Consider the following 19,357-nt stretch of genomic DNA (forward strand, 5'->3'; position numbering starts at 1 on the left):
GACGGGTACGTGCAAATTATTTGGGATGCCCCGTAATGGAACCCGAGAGCGTTCCGGCTCGTTGTTCACGACGTGAGCACGACACCACCTGTTCTCGCCGCAGAGCTGGCACAGGCGTGGGCCGATATTCAGCGGTCCCACCCCGAGCTGCCGGATCTTGCCGCGCCAGAGTCCCTGATCGGAGAATCGTCGTCCGCCTGCGGCGCCGAGCTCTCCTTCGAACGACTGCTTCACGAAGCGGTCCACGGCATCGCCGCCGCCAGAGGTGTCCGAGACACCTCGCGTGCGGGCCGTTATCACAACCGCCGATTCCTGGCGATCGCCGAGGAGATGGGCCTTGACCACCCCGAGGAGCCGCATCCCAGCAGCGGCTTCTCGCTGGTCTCGCTCAGCCCCGAGGCGAAACGGCGGTATCGCCCCACCATGGAGCGGCTCCAGCGCGCTCTGAAGGCGCATACGGTCGCGACGGCTGCGGACACCAAGCGCAGCTTCCGCGGTCCGGCCGCCCGGCACGGCTCCTCCGGCGGCGGAGTCCGCGTCAAAGCGGTCTGCGACTGCGGCCGGAACGTACGCGTCGTTCCGTCGGTCCTCGCCCAGGCGCCGATCGTCTGCGGCGGCTGCGGCAAGCCCTTCCGTATCCCGGAAGTGGTCGGCGCGGCGAGCTGAGCCCAGGACCTGGGGGGTCTCCTACGGATCAGGCGAACCGGCCGGGATCCGTACGACACTCCCCAGGCCCACCGCGGCGGGGGCCCGGCCCCGGCCGGGTCATGCCCTGTCGCAGGTATGTGGCACAATGACCAGCTGTACTCGACAGTCGCACAGGACCCCTCTCTCCTCCGGCTGACGCGTCCATCGGGCGGATCGGGTACCGCAACCCCACGCGGCGTCCCGTTGCGCTCAACCACGTCAAGACCAGGAGACACCACTCCAGTGGCAGTCAAGATCAAGCTGAAGCGTCTGGGCAAGATCCGTTCGCCTCACTACCGCATCATCGTCGCCGACTCCCGTACCCGCCGTGACGGCCGGGCCATCGAGGAGATCGGTCTGTACCACCCGGTGCAGAACCCCTCGCGTATCGAGGTCGACTCGGACCGCGCGCGTTACTGGCTGTCCGTCGGCGCCCAGCCGACCGAGCCGGTTCTCGCGATCCTCAAGCTCACCGGTGACTGGCAGGCGCACAAGGGCCTTCCGGCCCCCGCGCCGCTGCTGCAGCCGGAGCCGAAGGCCGACAAGCGCGCCCTCTTCGAGGCCGCCACGAAGGACGCCGGCGACGAGCCCAAGGGTGAGGCGATCACTCAGAAGGCCAAGAAGTCCGACAAGAAGGCCGACGAAGCCGGGACCGAGTCCTCGGCCACCGCCGAGTCGACCGAGGCCTGAGCATGCTCGAGGAGGCTCTCGAGCACCTCGTGAAGGGCATCGTCGACAACCCGGACGAAGTGCAGGTGGCCTCGCGCAACCTGCGCCGCGGCCGTGTGCTGGAGGTCCGGGTCCACCCCGACGACCTCGGCAAGGTGATCGGCCGTAACGGCCGCACCGCACGTGCTCTGCGGACTGTCGTGGGCGCCATCGGCGGCCGTGGCATCCGCGTCGACCTCGTCGACGTGGATCAGGTGCGCTGACACAGTTGAACACCGGCCCGGGCCGGAGAAGGCCACCGCCTTCTCCGGCCCGTGCTGTTTTTCGCGGTGACGGCAATCATCAGCGGTGACGGCAATCATCCATCGGGGAACCACAGTGGTGAGCGGCCACGTCCGCGAGAGCGGCGGCGGTGCGGCGGCACAAGAAGGGTATGCACGTGCAGTTGGTAGTCGGGCGGATCGGCCGCGCCCACGGCATCAAGGGTGAGGTCACCGTCGAGGTGCGTACGGACGAGCCCGAGCAGCGGCTCGGGCCCGGCGCCGTACTCGCCACGGAACCGGCCTCGACCGGACCGCTGACGATCGAGACGGGCCGGGTGCACAGCGGCAGGCTGCTGCTGCGGTTCGAGGGCGTACGCGACCGTACGGGCGCCGAGGCCCTGCGCAACGTCCTGCTCATCGCCGAGATCGACCCGGCGGAACTCCCCGAGGACCCGGAGGAGTTCTACGACCATCAGCTGATGGACCTGGATGTCGTCCTGGCCGACGGTACGGAGATCGGCCGGATCACCGAGATCTCCCATCTGCCCTCGCAGGACCTGTTCATCGTGGAGCGGCCGGACGGCAGCGAGGTGATGATCCCCTTCGTGGAGGAGATCGTCACCGAGATCGATCTGGAGGAGCAGCGGGCCGTCATCGACCCGCCGCCGGGTCTCATCGACGACGGTCCAGCCGCCGGCGACGAAGCCGCCGATGACCGCGCCGCGGCGGACGGGGACGACGGCTGATGCGACTCGATGTCGTCACGATCTTCCCGGAGTATCTGGAACCCCTGAACGTCTCGCTGGTCGGCAAGGCCCGCGCGCGCGGCCGGCTCGACGTACACGTGCACGACCTGAGGGAGTGGACGTACGACCGGCACAACACGGTCGACGACACCCCCTACGGCGGCGGTCCCGGCATGGTCATGAAGACCGGGCCCTGGGGCGACGCCCTCGACGACGCCCTGGCGAGCGGCTACGAGGCGGGCGCCGGCGGCCCGGCCCTGGTCGTCCCCACCCCCAGCGGCCGCCCCTTCACCCAGGAGCTGGCCGTCGAGCTCTCCGAGCGGCCCTGGCTGCTCTTCGCACCCGCCCGCTACGAGGGCATCGACCGCCGGGTCATCGACGAGTACGCGACCCGGATACCGGTCTACGAGGTGTCCATCGGCGACTACGTGCTGGCCGGCGGCGAGGCCGCCGTACTGGTCATCACCGAGGCCGTGGCCCGGCTGCTGCCCGGCGTCCTCGGCAACGCGGAGTCGCACCGCGACGACTCCTTCGCCCCCGGGGCGATGGCCGATCTGCTGGAGGGCCCCGTCTACACCAAGCCGCCCGAGTGGCGCGGGCGCGGGATTCCGGACGTCCTGCTCAGCGGCCACCACGGCAGGATCGCGCGCTGGCGGCGGGACGAGGCGTTCCGTCGTACGGCCCTCAACCGGCCCGATCTGATCGAGCGTTGCGACCCCGCGGCCTTCGACAAGAAGGACCGCGAGATGCTCTCCATCCTGGGCTGGGCGCCCGAGCCCGGCGGCCGATTTTGGCGCAGGCCCGAGGCCATGGAAGAATAAGCCCCTGCTGTACGTCCGGTGTGCGCCCCTGCCACAGGGGGAACGACGCCCGCCCGACGCGAACGGCACCCAGACTCTCATTTCGATATCCGCTGATGACCTGTGGCATCAGCGAGGAAGCAGACCACACCATGTCCAGCCTGCTCGACTCTGTCGACGTCGCGTCGCTCCGCAGCGACCTCCCCGCCTTCCGCCCCGGTGACACCGTCAACGTCCACGTGCGGGTCATCGAAGGCAACCGCTCCCGTATCCAGCAGTTCAAGGGCGTCGTCATCCGCCGCCAGGGTTCGGGCGTCCGCGAGACCTTCACGGTCCGCAAGGTCTCCTTCTCCGTCGGTGTCGAGCGCACCTTCCCGGTCCACAGCCCGATCTTCGAGAAGATCGAGCTCGTGAGCCGCGGTGACGTTCGTCGCGCGAAGCTGTACTACCTCCGTGAGCTGCGCGGCAAGGCCGCGAAGATCAAGGAGAAGCGCGACAGGTAGTCGCGCCACGACCGGGCTGCGGATCGAACTCGCGCCCGGGTCCACAGGGCCGCCGGATAAGCTCTGGCCCCGATGGACACCGAAGCACAGCACACGGAGCGCGACCGCTCTTCCGCATCCCCCACCGGGACGGAAGACCGGTCGCGTTCCGCGCGTTTTCGCGGCTCAGCGGCTCTGCGGGGCTCAGGCCCTTCCTGGCGCCGGGCGGGACTGCTCGGTCTCGTCTGCGCGGTCTTCATACTCCTGGTCAGCACCTTTGTGGTGCAGCCGTTCCTGATCCCCAGCGGCTCGATGGAGCCCACCCTCCGGGTCGGGGACCGGGTGCTGGTCAACAAGGTGGCGTACCGTTTCGGTGGCGCGCCGGAGCGTGGTGATGTGGTGGTCTTCGACGGCACCGGATCCTTTGTCCAGGAGCCGGTGACGGAGAACCCCGTCACCGGGCTGCTGCACGGGGCGGCCGCGGCCCTGGGGCTCGCCGAGCCCGCCGAGACCGACTTCGTGAAGCGCGTGGTCGGTGTGGGGGGCGACCGCGTCGTCTGCTGCGACAAGGGGGGCAGGGTCGAGGTGAACGGCCGTGCGGTGGACGAGCGGTATCTGTACTTCGGCGACGCGCCCTCCCGCGTCCCCTTCGACATCGTCGTACCCCAGGGAACCCTGTGGGTCATGGGCGACCACCGCAGCAATTCGCGCGACTCCCGGGACCATCTCGGCGAGCCGGGCGGCGGCATGGTGCCCGTGGACCGCGTCGTCGGACGGGCCGACTGGATCGGCTGGCCGCTGGACCGCTGGTCCTCGCTGGAGCCGACCGGCGCCTTCTCGGACGTACGGAGTCCCGGCGGCGTCCATGGGTAAGCGCGGACGCCCCCCGGGCCAGGTCTCCGACAGCGGACTGCCGACCGGCACCCGGCCCACGAGCGAGCGGCAGCTGCCGGGGCGCGCGGACCGGCGCAAGCTCGCCCGTAAGGTCAAGCGGCGCCGGCGCCGGTCCGCCGTGGCGGAGATACCTGTCCTCATCACCGTGGCGCTGCTGATCGCGCTCGTACTGAAGACCTTCCTGGTGCAGGCGTTCGTCATCCCGTCGGGATCGATGGAGCAGACGATCAAGATCAGCGACCGGGTGCTGGTGGACAAGCTGACGCCGTGGTTCGGCTCGAAGCCGGCCCGCGGCGATGTCGTGGTCTTCAAGGACCCCGGCGGCTGGCTCCAGGACGAGGAGCCCCCGCCGGACAACTCCCCGGTGGTCGTCAAGCAGGTCAAACAGGTGCTGACCTTCATCGGGCTGCTGCCGTCCGCCGACGAGCAGGATCTGATCAAGCGGGTGGTGGCGGTCGGCGGTGACACCGTCAAATGCTGCGACCGGGGCGGGAAGGTCACCGTCAACGGCACCCCCCTCAATGAGCCGTATCTGCACCCGGGCAACGTTCCCTCGCAGCTTCCGTTCGAGGTGGAGGTGCCCGCCGGGCGGATCTTCGTCATGGGGGACCACCGGTCGAACTCGGCCGATTCCCGCTTCCATCTCGGCGAGAAGTACCGTGGCACGGTCTCCGAGAACGAGGTGGTGGGCCGCGCGGTCGTCATCGCCTGGCCTTTCGGCCACTGGCGCAGGCTGGAGGAGCCGGAGACCTACGCCTCGGTCCCTGACGCGCGTGCGGCACCGACGACGGCACTGGGGCCGTCGAATAGGCTGTCCCCCCAGGATCTGAACGGATTGACCAGGCTCCCGAGCCCTGCGGAACTCCCGCTCGTTATGGGAGTGGTGGGCGTGTCCCTTTTCCGGGACAGGCAAGCGCACGGAGTATTCGCACGGAGTAAGGAGTGGATGTGGGGGACGTGGCGGTCGGCGCACGATCCGGACATGACGGTCCCGAGGAGGGACACGAGCAGCTCGCCGAGTCGCCCTCCGTCGTGACGGACGATTCGACGGAACGCGAGAGCGAGACCTTGGACAGTGGCGGATCCGGGGCGAGGAAGCCGCGCTCCTTCTGGAAGGAGCTGCCTCTCCTGATCGGAATCGCGCTGTTGCTCGCGCTTCTGATCAAGACCTTCCTGGTGCAGGCGTTCTCCATCCCCTCGGACTCGATGCAGGACACCCTGCAGCGGGGCGACCGGGTACTGGTGGACAAGCTCACGCCGTGGTTCGGCGCCGAACCGGAGCGCGGTGAGGTCGTGGTCTTCCATGACCCGGGCGGCTGGCTCGACGACGCCCAGGCACCTGCTCCGAACGTGGCGCAGAAGTTCCTCAGCTTCATCGGGCTGATGCCGTCCGCCGAGGAGAAGGACCTGATCAAGCGGGTCATCGCGGTCGGCGGCGACACGGTGGAGTGCAAGAAGGGCGGCAAGGTCGAGGTCAACGGCCACCCGCTGAACGAGACGGCGTACATCTACCCCGGCAACACTCCCTGTGACGACCAGCCGTTCGGGCCGATCAAGGTGGACGAAGGCCGGATCTGGGTGATGGGTGACCACCGGCAGAATTCGCTGGACTCCCGTTACCACCAGGAGCTGCCCGGTCACGGCACGGTCTCCACGGACGAGGTCGTCGGCCGCGCGGTCGTCGTCGCCTGGCCGGTCAATCGCTGGTCCACGCTTCCGGTGCCCGACACCTTCGACCAGCCCGGGCTGAGCACCGCGGCCGCGGCGGTTTCGGCAGCGGCTCCCGGGGCCCTCGGTGTCGCCGGCGCGCTGCCGGTCGTGCTGTGGCGCAGGCGGAGGCTGACCCGCGAGCGTACCGCCGGGTAGGGTGCCGTCCCAGATCGTCGACCTCCGGCGGTCCTGCTCCGGAGCGGGGGAGTGCTGGGATGAGCGTGACTGGACGTAGGAACGGCGGCCGCGGCCGCCTCGGCGAAGTGCTGTCGGGGCTGGCCGTGGCCGTCGGCTGTGTGCTCTTCCTGGGCGGATTCGGCTGGGCGGCCTTCGAGTACCAGCCGTACACCGTGCCGACCCGGTCGATGGACCCGACCGTGAAGGCCGGGGACCGGGTGCTGGCCCAGCGGATATCGGGCGGTGAGGTACGGCGGGGGGACGTGGTGGTCTTCACCGACGCGCAGTGGGGCAATATGCCGATGGTGAAGCGGGTGGTGGGGATCGGCGGCGACAAGATCGCCTGCTGTGACGCGAAGGGCCGGCTCACCGTCAACGGCACGGCGGTCGAGGAACCGTATGTGCGGGGGATGCTCGGCGGGCGGGCCTCCACGAGCGACTTCGACGCGACCGTACCGGCGGGACAGCTGTTCCTGCTCGGCGACGAGCGCAGTGGCTCGCTGGACTCCCGCGTCCATCTGCAGGACCCGGACCAGGGCTCGGTGCCGCGCTCGGCCGTGAACGCGCGCGTGGACGCCGTGGCCTGGCCCTTGGGCAGCCTGATCGGCCGGCCGGCGGGCTTCGCGGCGCTGCCGGGCGGAGTGTCGGCGCTGGGGCCGCTGAATCTGATGGTCGGGGCGGTGCTGGCCGGGGCGCTGCTGATCCTGGGCGGGGCCGCGTACGGACCGCTCGCGCGGCAGCTGTCGAAGCGGCGCGGGGTCCGTCGGCCGCGGGAGGAGGTGTCCGCCGGTGCCGGCTGAGGGGGCGCTGCGGAAGGTCGCCCGGGTGGTGCTGCTGGATCCCGAGGACCGCATTCTGCTGCTGAACGGATACGAGCCCGACGATCCGGGCGACCGCTGGTGGTTCACGCCCGGCGGCGGCCTGGAGGGCGACGAGACCCGCGAGGAGGCCGCGCTGCGCGAACTGGCCGAGGAGACGGGGATCACACAGGTGGAACTGGGGCCCGTGCTGTGGCGCCGCGTCTGCTCCTTCCCGTTCGACGGGCGGCGCTGGGACCAGGACGAGTGGTACTTCCTGGCACGTACGGCCCAGACCGCGACCTCCTCCTCCGGGCTGACCGAGCTGGAGCGGCGCAGTGTCGCGGGGTTGAGGTGGTGGACCTCCGCCGAACTGTCGGCGGCGCGTGAGACGGTGTATCCGACCAGGCTCGCCGAGCTGCTGCGTACGCTGCTCGACGAGGGTCCTCCGGAAGAGCCGGTGGTCCTCGCCCCCGAAAGCGTCTAGGGGCCGAGGGGCGCCGGAGCACAATGGGGGGACGTACGGCTGAAGGGGAACATGCCATGAGCGCCGAGGACCTCGAGAAGTACGAGACCGAGATGGAGCTGAAGCTCTACCGGGAGTACCGCGATGTCGTCGGTCTGTTCAAATACGTGATCGAGACCGAGCGTCGCTTCTATCTCACCAATGATTACGAGATGCAGGTGCACTCGGTGCAGGGTGAGGTCTTCTTCGAGGTCACGATGGCGGACGCGTGGGTCTGGGACATGTACAGGCCCGCCAGGTTCGTCAAGCAGGTCCGGGTGCTCACGTTCAAGGACGTGAATATCGAGGAGCTGAACAAGAGCGACCTCGAACTTCCCGGCGGCTGAAGTGTGTGACGGTCCGGGAGAGTGACCGAGTTGTCCACAACCGGTGAGTTGTCCACCAAGATCCACTAGTTACGGGCAGTCGCGTCAGAGTCGGTACCGGAGGTGGTGCCGAGATGAACGCGACGGGGGCACTGGGGCGGTACGGCGAGAATCTGGCGGCGCGGCGGCTGGCCGCGGCGGGGATGACCGTGCTCGCCCGCAACTGGCGGTGCGGCAGGACCGGTGAGATCGACATCGTGGCCCGGGACAGAGACACCCGGGGCGGCGAGGTGCTGGTCGTCTGCGAGGTGAAGACCCGCAGAGCCGGTTCGTTCGAACATCCGATGGCCGCGGTCACACCGGCCAAGGCGGACCGGCTGAGACGCCTCGCGGCCTGCTGGCTGGAGCGCTGCGGCGGTCCGCCGCCCGGCGGAGTGCGAATCGATCTGATCGGGGTGCTGCTGCCCACGCGCGGCGGCCCCGTGATCGAGCACGCGCGGGGGGTGGCGTGATGGCGTTCGCCCGTGCGTGCTCGGTGGCGCTGGTGGGTGTCGAGGGCGTCGTGGTCGAGGTCCAGGCGGACCTGGAGCCGGGCGTGGCCGCCTTCACCCTGGTGGGGCTGCCGGACAAGAGCCTGGTGGAGAGCCGGGACCGGGTCAGGGCCGCGGTGGTCAATTCCGGCGCGGAGTGGCCGCAGAAGAAACTCACGGTGGGACTGAGCCCCGCCTCCGTACCGAAGAGCGGCAGCGGTTTCGATTTAGCGGTGGCCTGCGCGGTGCTCGGAGCGGCGGAGCGCATCGACGCCGGGGCCATCGCCGATCTGGTGCTGATCGGGGAGCTGGGACTCGACGGGCGGGTCCGGCCGGTGCGCGGGGTGCTGCCGGCGGTGCTCGCGGCGGCCGAGGCCGGATACCGGCAGGTCGTGGTCCCGGAGCAGACCGCGGGCGAAGCTTCCCTGGTGCCCGGGGTGTCGGTCCTCGGGGTACGGAGCCTGCGGCAGCTGATCGCCGTACTGACCGACGAGCCGGTGCCCGACGAGCCGCGGGAACCCGCGCTGGGCCGTCCTGACCCGATGCTGGCGGGGCTGATGGTGCCCGGCGCGGGAGTGGGCACCGGTCTGGCCACCGGCGTCGGCGCCGGTGCGGGGGAGCGCGACGGGCACCGGCCCGACCTGGCGGACGTGGCCGGTCAGGCGGCGGCCCGTACGGCTCTGGAGGTGGCCGCCGCGGGCGGGCACCATCTGCTGCTGCAAGGCCCGCCGGGTGCGGGCAAGACGATGCTGGCGGAACGGCTGCCGGCGCTCCTGCCGCCCCTGACCCAACAGGAATCCCTGGAGGTCACCGCCGTGCACTCGGTGGCGGGCATGCTTCCGCCGGGCCAGCCTCTCGTCCGCACCCCGCCCTACTGCGCGCCGCACCACTCGGCGACCATGCAGTCGCTGGTCGGCGGCGGCAACGGACTGCCGAGGCCGGGCGCGGTGTCGCTCGCGCACCGGGGCGTGCTCTTTCTGGACGAGGCCCCGGAGTTCTCGGGGCGGGCGCTGGACGCCCTGCGCCAGCCACTGGAGTCGGGGCATGTGGTGGTGGCGCGCAGTGCGGGGGTGGTGCGGCTGCCCGCTCGCTTCCTGATGACTCTCGCCGCCAACCCCTGCCCCTGCGGGCGGCACACCCTGCACGGCGCGGGGTGCGAATGCCCGCCCTCGGCGATCCGCCGCTACCAGTCGCGGCTGTCGGGGCCGCTGCTCGACCGGGTTGATCTGCGGGTCGAGGTGCGGCCCGTCGACAGCGCCGACCTGATGGGGCAGGGCGGCAGGGGCGAGTCCACGGCGGCGGTCGCGGCCCGGGTGCGGGATGCCAGGAAGCGGTCGGCGGCCCGGCTGGACGGCACACCGTGGTCGGTCAACAGTGAGGTGCCGGGTCATGAGCTGCGCACGCGCTGGCGGGTCGCACCCGGAGCGCTCGCCGCGGCCGAACGGGATCTGGAGCGGGGGCTGCTCACCGCCCGCGGTCTCGACCGGGTGCTCCGGGTGGCGTGGACGGTCGCGGATCTCGCCGGGCGCGAGCGGCCCGAGGCGCGCGACGTGGCCCTGGCGCTGGAGCTGCGTACCGGCGTCGCGCGGGGCACGGCGGCAGCGGCCGCGGGTGCGTCATGACCTCCGGCGTCGGCCCGGCCGAGCGGCTGGCACGGGCCGCGCTGACCCGCGTGTTCGAGCCGGGGGACGAGCGGGGCGGACAGTGGCTGAGGCAGTTCGGCGCCGTCGGACTGCTGGCGCGGATCACCTCGCAGGACGCCGGGCGGGAGCTGCTCGCCGGGGCCGGTGAGCAGCGGCTCGGCGGCTATCGGACCCGGGCGGCGGCGGCCGTCCCCGAGCGTGATCTGTCGGCGGTGACCGCGCTCGGCGGCCGGTTCATCTGCCCCGGCGACCTGATCTTCTGTGGACATACTCTGTGTTGCCCCAGGAAGGGTTTCAGCTGAGAGGTCTCGTGTTGTGAGTGAGTGGTGGCTCTTCTGGACGGGTGATGGGGGTACACCGGGGGAGGACGGTGTACCTGGATGGGGTGATTTGCTGGATCGGGAGAAGGCGCTGAAGTTCCGCGAACCACAGCCGATCCTGGTTTCGCCTGAGGGCAGGGTTGATCCTCGCCTGAGCAAGATCTTTCGGCGGTCGGAGTTCTCCGCCAAGTCCGAGGGCACCCAGGAGACATACGTCCCGATCTACCGTGTGTTCTTCACATTCCTGTGGCAGCGGGGGCTGAACTGGGATGAGGCCACTCCCGAAGACCTGGAGGACTGGGAGGACTGGCGCCGCCGGGCGGCGGCGAACCCACAGAAGGTCGGCGGTGCCACCTGGGCGAAGGAACTTGCGGCCCTGACCCTGCTCTACAAGGTGGCCTGTGGCCACAGTTTCGTGGAGGCCAGCCCGGTACTGATGCGCTCGATCCGTACGCCGGACGGCGGCACGGCCGAGATCGCGGAACTGTCGCCCAACGACGTCGTCCATTCCGATGTGAAGTGGCTGACCGCGAGGGCCTACCGCTTGTGGCGGAACGTGGGCCTGGGCGGCCTGCTGCCCAGCGGCCTGGAGGACGAGAAGTGGCGGGGTCGGCTTGGCGGACGTGACTGCGCTTTCGCGGACCTGACGTACTCCAGCGGGATGCGCCGCCGCGAGGCCGGAACAATTTTGACCTGCGAGATCCCCGAACTCGGTCGGCAGAACTACTACTCGGGGAAGGTCGGACACCAGGTCGCCAAGAGAGCGGGGCACACCTTCTACGCCGGTCACGCCGCCCTGCAGCGGGTGTCGGGCTACTGCCTGAGCACGCGGGCGGAAGCCGTACGGGTCGCCCAGGCTCGGGGCGCCTATGAGGACCTGCCCGGCCAGAGGATCGTGCGTACGATCACGCGGCGGAGAAAGGTCTTGTGGACCGAGCGGGACGGCCGCCAAGGCGAGGGCTCTCTGGACACGCTCACCGCGGCGGACCGCCTCAGGCTCTACGTCCGCACTGAGAACGGTCTCGAGCCAGCGATGCTGTGGCTGACGGAGAGCGGTATGCCGTTCTCCTACAAGAGCTGGACGAAGGTCTTTGACCGGGCGAGCGATCGGTGTGAGGCCCTGGGGCTGGGGGTGTTCGCGACCCCGCACATGCTGCGGCACTCGATGGCCTTGCGGGTCCTGGTTGCTCTGCACAATGCGCTCGACCGCCGTCTGGGGCTCACGCCTGCTGAACGTCGCCACTACGAAGACGTCTACGGGCAGGTCTGGTCGATGGTCAAGGACATGCTCGGACACAAGAACGAGCAGGTCACCCGCGATATTTATCTTGAGCCTGTGCGGGGACTTCAGCTGGATTCGCTCCTGAACGATGAGGACGACCCGGTCGACGCCGGGAAGCTTGCGGAGTTGTCGGCCCGCACTGGCTTGATCCTGGACGCTGCGTGACGGGGCGGGGGCCGGGACGCTGGGCAACGCTGCCCGAGGATGGCTGGGAGCCGGAATCGGCACTCGACCCGACGGGCTTGATTGTTCGGGCGGTCGGCGAGCACGGCGAAGATCTGGGAACCTGGGATTTCACCGACGCGGCCGGGCCGGCGAGTTTCCGCCGGGAGTTGGTGCTCCTCTTCACCCGCTACGGCCGGGCCCGGTGGACCAGCTGGGATACGTATCGGACGAGGGCGCGGATCCTGCGCAGATTTCTACAGGATGCCGCGGCGGCGGAGCCGCCGATCACTGCAGTTCATCAGATCAGCGTGACCTGGTGGAAGCAGTGGAGCCAGGTCAGCCGGGGCCGCCAGAATTTCGGCCCGGTACTCCAGGACAGTGCCCAAGTGCCGGAGCAGACCCGTGCCTATTTGACGACATGGCGCCGCCGGTCGGCTGCCGACAAGTTGGCTGCGAAGCCGAAGCGGACCCATTCCAAGGCCGAGTTGAAGGCTGTTCGTGACGCGGCTGCTGCGACCGTGAGGGCGGCCCGTCTGCGCATCCAGGAGAGCGTTGCGCTCATGGAATGCTGGCGCTCGGGGGAACTGACCGAGGGGAGCCGGGACTGGCTCGTGGGCCAGTTGCTGGACCACGTTGCCCGCACCGGGGACGTTCCCCGGGGCAAGAGCGGGCGCCGCCTGTCGCCGGCGACCCGCCGCATGGTGGGCGATGACGCCATCGGCATGTCGCTGACCGGGCTCTTCCCGACCTTTCCCGAGGCCGGGGCCGCGGCGGTGCTGCTGATCATCCATGAGGGCTGGAATCTGTCCGTACTGAAGAAGGTGCAGGTTCCTGCCTACTGGCCGAACGCAGACGGGGACAGCGAGGCTCCGGCAGTGCACCGGGTTGCCACCGACAAAGCCCGCCGCGGCAAGCGGCGCCGTCACGCCACCAACAACCTCGTCGATGCCGGCGAAGGCAGCAGCGGGTGGGCCATGAAGCAGGTCCTGGATCTGACACGGCAGGCCAGGTTCACTCTTGAGGAACTGGACCGACCGAGCTCGCTGCTCTTTCTGGCCCGGCGGAATCGCGGAGGACCGGAAAACCTGGACGGATTTCTCAAGGGCCAGGCCCTTGAAGAGGCTATCTGGGACTGGGCCGGGAGCCAGCGGGCAGCCGGTGTCCCTCTTCCGCCCAGGATCAGTGCCCAGCCGCTGCGGCACAGCGCGCAGGTCCACCACGGCCGGGCCCGCAACAACACCGAGGCCACCCACGCGAAGGACTACCTGTTCAAGGACGAGGAGGTCCGTGAGGACTCCCGCGCAGTCGTGGAGTCAGGTCTGTCCAAGGCCGTCGAGCACGCCCGGGAACGCGTTCAGATGAGGCTGGTTGCGCATGCGACCGGTGACACCGAGTTCGACGCCGACCAGGTCGCCAAGGCCGTGGGAGTCGATCGCGAAACCGCGATGGAGATCGTGACGGGGCGGCTGAAGACGCCCGTCGCCTCCTGCACGGACTTCGAGAACTCCGACTTCAGCGAGGTGGGCAAGCCCTGCGGGGTGTCCTTCCTGCTGTGTTTCGCCTGCCGCAACGCGGTCGCGACCGCACGTGACCTGCCGAGGGTCGTCTATCTCCACCAGGTCATCGAGGGGCTTCGCGCGACGCTTGCCCCTGCGGCCTGGGCCGCGGACTGGGAAGGCCATCACGCCCGCATTTCCGATTTCCTGAGCAACCACACCAGCCCGGAGATGCGGGTCGGGCTCTTGTCCGCTCTGGCCGAGGCGGACCGGCACCTTATCGACCGCATGCTCGACAGGAGGCTCGATCCGTGACGACAACTGCGCTGGCCGGCGGAATCCGCCTGGCCGATCCAGCCCCTCAGGACCTGGTCCTGCCCTCCCACCGGGTCCGCTCCGGTGTCCCCGACGACGTGCTCCCGCGTTTTTGTGAGCTGGTCTGGCGCCTGTCCTACATGATGCACAAGGACACGGCGAGGGCTCAGAGCGTCAACTGGGCCCGCTGCCCCGAGCCGTTTCAAGCTTCGTTGATGCGAGTGGGCTGGGCGGTGTTGAACATCCCGGCCCCCGCGGTCATGCTGAGTGAGACGGCCTCCCGGGCGGTGATGTCGCCCAGGGCCCTGCGGTTCACGTTCAGTGTCTGGATGGATTTCGCTGGCTGGCTCATCAATCGGGAGATCACCGAACTCACCGCGGTGACGGCGGAGGACCTGGCCGAGTACGCGGACCACATCCGAACTTACGGACGCTCTTGGGAGCACGACCGGCGGGCCGCGCGGGCACTGAGCCGGATCTGGGGTTACGCCCCTTTCCTGCTGCCGCAAGACCGTCTGGTGATGCCGCCCTGGGAGGATCCGGCGACCGCGATGACGGACTTCCTCGGAGAGAAGTACACCCCCGCCGGAGGGGAGAACAGCATCCCGATCGTCCACCCGGCAGTGATGTCGCCCCTGCTGGTCTGGTCGCTGCGCATGGTGTTGGACTTGGGGCCGGACATCCTGGCCGCTTGGCGGGAGCACAAGCGCCTGCTCGAACGCACCCGGGGGCCTTCCGCCCGCGGGGACAGTCAGAAGGTCGTCGACTACCTCAAAGACTTGATCGCACGGGGGAAGCCGCTGCCTGGCTTCTCTGGCTATCAGACCCGTGGGATCACGGTGAGTGCCCGGTCCCGTGGAAGCGAGGGAGGTTTGCCTGCTCTCAACCGTGCCTACGTCGCGGGAGTCGTCGGGGTCAACCTCTACCAGGTCACTACGGCTCGGAGGCGACTGCAGCACGAGCTAGAGCCCCGGCATTTCGGCCCCTCTGCCCCGCTAGACATCCCGGTCACGGGCCGCATCGGAGACAGACCCTGGACCGACTCCGTTGACTTCGAGAACGTCCCCGTGCTGGCCCGGCACTTGTCCACAGCCGCGCTGATCATTACCGCCTACCTCTCCGGCATGCGTCCGGAAGAGGTCCAGCATCTGGTCAAGGGCTGCTGCACACGCGAGGACCGCGAGGACGGCACCGTTCGCTACAAGGTCACCGGCCGGCACTTCAAGGGCGTCACCGACGACGAGGGCAACACGATTCCCGAGGGCGAGATCCGTCCGGACCCCTGGATCGTCCTGGAGTTCGTGGGCCAGGCGATCGCCGTGGTCGAAGAGCTGGAGCCCGGTGACCTGCTGTTCTCCCGCAGCTTCTCCCGTGGGCACCAACCCTGCCCGGAAGGCGGTGTCGGCGATGCCCTCACCGGCGACTCGGCAGCCCGACACATCGCCAGCTTCATCACCTGGACCAACGAGCAGGCCATCCGCCACGACCGCCCGCACGAGCTCATACCAGAAGACCCCGAGGGCCCGGTTGTCCTGCAGCGGCTGCGAAGGACTATCGCCTGGTTCATCCACCGCCAGCCGGGCGGACGTATTGCTCTGGGAGTCCAGTTCGGCCATGCCGCGACCTTGATCGGAGAGTCGTACGCCGGACGCTCGAAGGCGGACATGCTCGAACTCCTCGACTTCGAGAAAGGTCTGGCCCTGGCCGACGCCCTCTCCGAAGCCCGCGAACGGATCGCCGGCGGCGAGAGCGTCAGCGGCCCCGCCGCCGGCCGTTACATCTCCGCCGCGACCGAGTTCGAGAACCAATACGCCGGCGCCTACCTGGGCAAAAGAGAACTCCGGGCCCTGGTCAAGAACCCGAAACTGCAGGTCTATGAAGACCCGAAAACGTTCCTGACCTGCAACTACGACGCCTTCAAAGCCCTCTGCGACCCCGAACTCGACCGGAGCGGCTCCAGCGGGCAGCGGACCCCCGACCGGTCCCGCTGCAACCCGGCCTGCGCGAACATCAGCCGCACCGACTCCCAGATCGCAGGCATCCAAGCCGAGATCGACAAGATCGACTCAGACGCCGAGGCCGGCCTCGACCCCTACCCCATCGCCCGCCGCGAGCAACAACGGCGAGCCGTCTTCGTCCAGATCATCGAGCGACACCAGAGCACCGCGATTCCCACCGCCCTGACCAGGAAGAAGACCCGATGAACCCGGCCGAGAACCCGCAGGCAGGGCCGCATCCCGGCATCGAGGTCGACCGGGGCCACCAGGACGCCACTATTGCTGAGACCGTGGGAGCGGTCCTCGCCCACGCGGCCGATGCCTTCCGCCAAGGGACCACCGCGGACGCCGCCGAGATCCAGATGATCACCGACGCCATGGTGCGACTCCTGGTCGGTGCACCACTTCGCTCCGACGGACAGCTCACGATCAAGTCACTGGCCGAGGAAGCCGGCTTGCGGCGGAACAAGCTCACCCACAAACACACCGGCCTCAAGGACCTCTTCTATGCGCTCGTCAAGGCTCAGCGGACGTCACCGCGGCCCTTCATCGACAAAGAGCGGGAGCTGAGCGACAAGCAGAAGAAAGATCTGGCCCGGGTCCGGGCAGAGCGTGACAACCTCCGCACCAAGGCCCAGCAGATGGCCCGGGTCATTCATGTCCTTGAGGTGGAGAACCACCACCTCAGGGAATCCGCCGGAACCGACGGGGTCGTTCGCGTCATGCGCCGTCGCTGACCGGCGAAGCAGGTGAGGCCGAGCGCGTCCCATCGGTCTCACCTTGTAGGATCCGCGATCCCGCTAGCCATGAAGGCGGATCGTTAACAGTGATTCGGCAAATCCGCGTTCTTCTTGGCAATGGCTACGTTCAGTAGCTGTCTCCTGGGTTCGATCGGGAGTGCAGTGTGTGTGCTCGTAGTCCTCCGTCAGGCCCCAGCGTGGAGGTAGGCGGCCCACAGGAATGGGGTCCGGGTCCGGTTGAGCCGACCGGGCAGGTCGTGGCCATCTCGTACGCTGCGCACGGCTTGATGCAGTGCCCGGGCTGCCCGGCTGGTGTCGATGGTCCCGTCGGGCGTGCGTAGGTGGGTGTAGAAGGTGTCGGCGACGGTGACGGCGATCTGGTCGTCGATCTCCCACAGGGTGCCGACGACGTGGGGGAATCCGGCGAGCTGGAAGGCGGAGGTCAGATGGATGGCCTCGTCTGCCAGGTTGGCGGTGTCGATGGCCGCGGTGCGGCAGGCGGATAGGTAGGCCAGCTGGGCGTGGTCGAGGCGGACGGGGGTGAGGCTGGCGACGGTGAGAGGATCGTTTTCGTGGTCGTGGAGCAGCAGCCGGCTCTGGGAGGGGTCGGTGGGGTGGCTGGCGCCGTGGCAGGCGAAGTGGGCGATCGGGCAGTGGGGCAGGTGGTCCAGGACGGCTGCTTTGGTCGGCCTGCTTGGCAGTGAGTTGGCAGGGTGGCCGTCGGGGTCGGGGTCGGGTTCGCGCAGCAGTACGGTGCTGGGCAGGTGGCGGCGCAGTATCTCGGCTTCGGCACTGACGTGGTTCAGTCGGCCGTGGTGGGGGAGGCCGGGGGTGGTGGGCATCGCGACGATCAGCCCCTGGGCAGGCGTGTCCGGGTGCGGGGTGTGTTCCCGGGCGTAACGCAGTGCGCGGACGGTGGGGGTGTGGGAGGAGATGACCCGGTCCATGACCGTGCGCCGGTGCGGGTCGTCGGCGGGGTCGTCGTGGTAGCCGGCGGCGGGCAGGGGCAGCAGTCCCAGCAGTCCGCCCGGTGCCCACCACACCCGCGGCCAGTCGGCGTCTGCCGGAGGCTGGCGCCGATGTCCCAGCGCGTCCAGGACAGGCCCGGCCGCGGTATCCCACAGCCATTGCAGGACCCCGGTCATCACGTCCTGCCCCTGTCGCCGCTGGGATTTGTCCCGGCCCGTGGTGGCGGTGTGCAGCGCCTGCTGGAAGGAGACGATCCTCTCGATCAGGGCGTCGGTGGTGAGTTGGGGGAGCTCCAGGTGGGTGATGCCGTCCCGGGTGAGCAGTAGGGCGTCGCTGCGATAGGGGCTGATGTTGAACACGGCGACGGGGCCTTGTTCTGCCTGGGTGAGGAGTTCCTCGGTGGTGGGTGGGAGGGCGAAGGAGGCGAACCCGTTCAGGTCGCGGATCTCGTCCAGGGTCTGGGCGAAGTCGCGGGCCAGCCGGTGCCGGTCGTGTACGGCGCGGTCCTGCCGCACCGTGAGAGTGTTCATCTCTTCGCTCCCGTCGGCGGGGGTGGCGGCGCCGGTGGGCTGGTCGAGCTGGTCGCGTAGCTGGACGAACCGTGCGGCCAGGTCGGGCCGCTGCCGGTTCAGGTCGGTGAGGTCGCTGCGGGCATCCAGTGCCTGGCTGAGCAGTACCGCCCGCCCGGCCTCCAGCAGCCGCAACGCACGAGTGGCGCGTTCCTGCCGAGTCCCGCGGGGATCAGCGAGAGCCAGCGCTGCGGCATCCCCGGCCAGGCCGACGAAGCCGCCGAGCGCATGCTGCTGATCGCCCCGCCCCAGCTGGCGCAAGGTCACCTCGGGCAGCAACCGCACCGCGGCCTCCGCCGCATCCGCCGCCCGCCCCGCCTCAGCCCCAGCGACCAGCCGGGCCACCACTCGCGCCGCCCGGATACGGACCGTAGGTGCCGCCGAAACCGCACCCCACGCCTCGGTGTAGGCAGACACCGCCGCGTCCAAGTCCGCCAGGTCCCCGGTCCGCTCGAACCGGTCCCGCAGCGCTATCCCCAGGTTGTTCAGGCACCCCGCTCGGTTGGGGTGGTCGGCGGGTGTGGCGTGTACGGCTTCCTGTCCGGTGGTGACGGCCTGGTCCAGGTCCGACAGATCCCCCGTCCGCTCGGACCGGGCCCGCAGCGCATTCCCCAGGTTGGAAAGGCGCCCCGCCCTTTCGGGGTGGTCGGTGGGCGTGGCGTGTACGGCTTCCTGTCCAGTGGTGACGGCCTGGTCCAGGTCCGACAGATCCCCCGTCGGGTCGAACCGGGCCTGCAGCGCCGTCCCCAGGTTGGACAGGAGCATGGCCCGGTCGGGGTGGCCGGGGGGCGTGGCCCGGACCGCGGCCTGGAGACGGTGGATGGCCTGATCCACGTCCGACAGATCCCCCGTCCGCCCGAATCGCATCCGCAGCGCCATCCCCAGGTTGGACAGGCGACTCGCTCGGTTGGGGTGGTCGGCGGGTGTGGCGTGTACAGCTTCCTGCCCGGTGGTGACGGCCTGGTCCAGGTCCGACAGATCCCCCGTCCGCTCGAACCGGGCCTGCAGCGCCATCCCCAGATTGGACAGGCGCCCCCCTCGGCTGGGGTGGTCGGGGTGGCCGGCGGGCGCGGCCCGGACCGCGGCCTGGAAACGTCCGATGGCCTGATCCAGGCCCGCCAGGTCCCCGGTCCGCTCGAACCGGTCCCGCAGCGCTATCCCCAGGTTGTTCAGGTACCCCGCTCGGTTGGGGTGGTCGGCGGGTGTGGCGTGTACAGCTTCCTGCCCGGTGGTGACGGCCTGGTCCAGGTCCGACAGATCCCCCGTCCGCTCGAC

General features: G+C 69.4%; 19 protein-coding genes and 1 pseudogene. 19 read left to right on the forward strand and 1 reads right to left on the reverse strand.

From position 1 onward, the window contains the following. Positions 1 to 72: 72 nt before the first annotated feature. The 19 genes and pseudogenes from ACFVWW_RS15920 (at position 73) to ACFVWW_RS16010 (ending at position 16,541) form a co-directional block, all read left to right on the forward strand. Positions 73 to 666 (forward strand): hypothetical protein, encoded by a 594-nt coding sequence (locus tag ACFVWW_RS15920; protein WP_384184645.1) that lies wholly within the window; start codon positions 73 to 75, stop codon positions 664 to 666. A 264-nt stretch (positions 667 to 930) separates the two neighbouring features. Continuing rightward, positions 931 to 1,377 carry a 30S ribosomal protein S16 gene (gene rpsP / locus ACFVWW_RS15925; RefSeq protein WP_384184647.1) on the forward strand — a complete coding sequence of 149 codons (447 nt, stop codon included), beginning with the start codon at positions 931 to 933 and terminating at the stop codon, positions 1,375 to 1,377. Positions 1,378 to 1,379: 2 nt separating this feature from the next. Then, positions 1,380 to 1,619 (forward strand): RNA-binding protein, encoded by a 240-nt coding sequence (locus ACFVWW_RS15930; RefSeq protein ID WP_020868149.1) that lies wholly within the window; start codon positions 1,380 to 1,382, stop codon positions 1,617 to 1,619. Positions 1,620 to 1,795: 176 nt separating this feature from the next. Continuing rightward, positions 1,796 to 2,365 carry a ribosome maturation factor RimM gene (gene rimM, locus ACFVWW_RS15935; RefSeq protein ID WP_386878282.1) on the forward strand — a complete coding sequence of 190 codons (570 nt, stop codon included), beginning with the start codon at positions 1,796 to 1,798 and terminating at the stop codon, positions 2,363 to 2,365. Continuing rightward, entirely contained in the window at positions 2,365 to 3,186 is an 822-nt protein-coding gene (gene trmD, locus ACFVWW_RS15940; protein WP_384335438.1) for a tRNA (guanosine(37)-N1)-methyltransferase TrmD, read from the forward strand. Before rimM ends, trmD begins: the two co-directional genes overlap by 1 nt. A 131-nt stretch (positions 3,187 to 3,317) precedes the next feature. Then, entirely contained in the window at positions 3,318 to 3,668 is a 351-nt protein-coding gene (gene rplS, locus ACFVWW_RS15945; RefSeq protein ID WP_384184807.1) for a 50S ribosomal protein L19, read from the forward strand. 72 nt (positions 3,669 to 3,740) lie between these two features. Next, positions 3,741 to 4,520, forward strand: a complete 780-nt coding sequence (gene lepB, locus ACFVWW_RS15950) for a signal peptidase I (protein ID WP_386878283.1) — start codon at positions 3,741 to 3,743, stop codon at positions 4,518 to 4,520. Next, a pseudogene (gene lepB, locus ACFVWW_RS15955) lies at positions 4,513 to 5,524 on the forward strand (signal peptidase I); the annotation flags it as partial. The gene lepB (ACFVWW_RS15950) and the pseudogene lepB (ACFVWW_RS15955), both read left to right, overlap by 8 nt. Before the next feature lie 49 nt (positions 5,525 to 5,573). After that, positions 5,574 to 6,407, forward strand: coding sequence for a signal peptidase I (gene lepB, locus ACFVWW_RS15960; protein WP_384184810.1), 834 nt, complete (start codon positions 5,574 to 5,576; stop codon positions 6,405 to 6,407). 59 nt (positions 6,408 to 6,466) lie between these two features. After that, complete coding sequence (lepB, locus tag ACFVWW_RS15965) at positions 6,467 to 7,228, forward strand: signal peptidase I (RefSeq protein WP_386878284.1); 762 nt, start codon at positions 6,467 to 6,469, stop codon at positions 7,226 to 7,228. Continuing rightward, on the forward strand, positions 7,218 to 7,712 hold the full coding sequence (locus ACFVWW_RS15970) for an NUDIX hydrolase (RefSeq protein WP_384335429.1): 495 nt from the start codon (positions 7,218 to 7,220) through the stop codon (positions 7,710 to 7,712). Before lepB (ACFVWW_RS15965) ends, ACFVWW_RS15970 begins: the two co-directional genes overlap by 11 nt. 56 nt (positions 7,713 to 7,768) lie before the next feature. Beyond that, a complete protein-coding gene (locus ACFVWW_RS15975; protein WP_014675276.1) occupies positions 7,769 to 8,077 on the forward strand; it encodes a DUF2469 domain-containing protein in 309 nt (102 codons plus the stop codon). Positions 8,078 to 8,190: 113 nt separating this feature from the next. After that, entirely contained in the window at positions 8,191 to 8,568 is a 378-nt protein-coding gene (locus ACFVWW_RS15980) for a YraN family protein (RefSeq protein ID WP_384184664.1), read from the forward strand. After that, positions 8,568 to 10,208 carry a YifB family Mg chelatase-like AAA ATPase gene (locus ACFVWW_RS15985; RefSeq protein ID WP_386878285.1) on the forward strand — a complete coding sequence of 547 codons (1,641 nt, stop codon included), beginning with the start codon at positions 8,568 to 8,570 and terminating at the stop codon, positions 10,206 to 10,208. Before ACFVWW_RS15980 ends, ACFVWW_RS15985 begins: the two co-directional genes overlap by 1 nt. Continuing rightward, positions 10,205 to 10,531 (forward strand): hypothetical protein, encoded by a 327-nt coding sequence (locus ACFVWW_RS15990; protein WP_386878286.1) that lies wholly within the window; start codon positions 10,205 to 10,207, stop codon positions 10,529 to 10,531. Before ACFVWW_RS15985 ends, ACFVWW_RS15990 begins: the two co-directional genes overlap by 4 nt. Positions 10,532 to 10,619: 88 nt before the next feature. Beyond that, positions 10,620 to 11,996, forward strand: a complete 1,377-nt coding sequence (locus ACFVWW_RS15995; RefSeq protein WP_386878287.1) for a site-specific integrase — start codon at positions 10,620 to 10,622, stop codon at positions 11,994 to 11,996. Then, on the forward strand, positions 11,993 to 13,807 hold the full coding sequence (locus ACFVWW_RS16000; RefSeq protein ID WP_386878288.1) for a hypothetical protein: 1,815 nt from the start codon (positions 11,993 to 11,995) through the stop codon (positions 13,805 to 13,807). Before ACFVWW_RS15995 ends, ACFVWW_RS16000 begins: the two co-directional genes overlap by 4 nt. Further along, positions 13,804 to 16,011, forward strand: coding sequence for a hypothetical protein (locus ACFVWW_RS16005; protein ID WP_386878289.1), 2,208 nt, complete (start codon positions 13,804 to 13,806; stop codon positions 16,009 to 16,011). The genes ACFVWW_RS16000 and ACFVWW_RS16005 overlap by 4 nt, the downstream gene beginning before the upstream one ends. Beyond that, on the forward strand, positions 16,008 to 16,541 hold the full coding sequence (locus ACFVWW_RS16010; protein WP_386878290.1) for a hypothetical protein: 534 nt from the start codon (positions 16,008 to 16,010) through the stop codon (positions 16,539 to 16,541). The genes ACFVWW_RS16005 and ACFVWW_RS16010 overlap by 4 nt, the downstream gene beginning before the upstream one ends. A gap of 188 nt (positions 16,542 to 16,729) precedes the next feature. Here ACFVWW_RS16010 and ACFVWW_RS16015 read toward each other — a convergent pair. Next, positions 16,730 to 19,357: CHAT domain-containing protein (locus tag ACFVWW_RS16015; RefSeq protein WP_389679689.1), on the reverse strand; the 2,628-nt coding region annotated here is incomplete at its 5' end.

It is taken from the genome of Streptomyces sp. NPDC058198, assembly GCF_042882605.1.
Classification (GTDB): domain Bacteria; phylum Actinomycetota; class Actinomycetes; order Streptomycetales; family Streptomycetaceae; genus Streptomyces.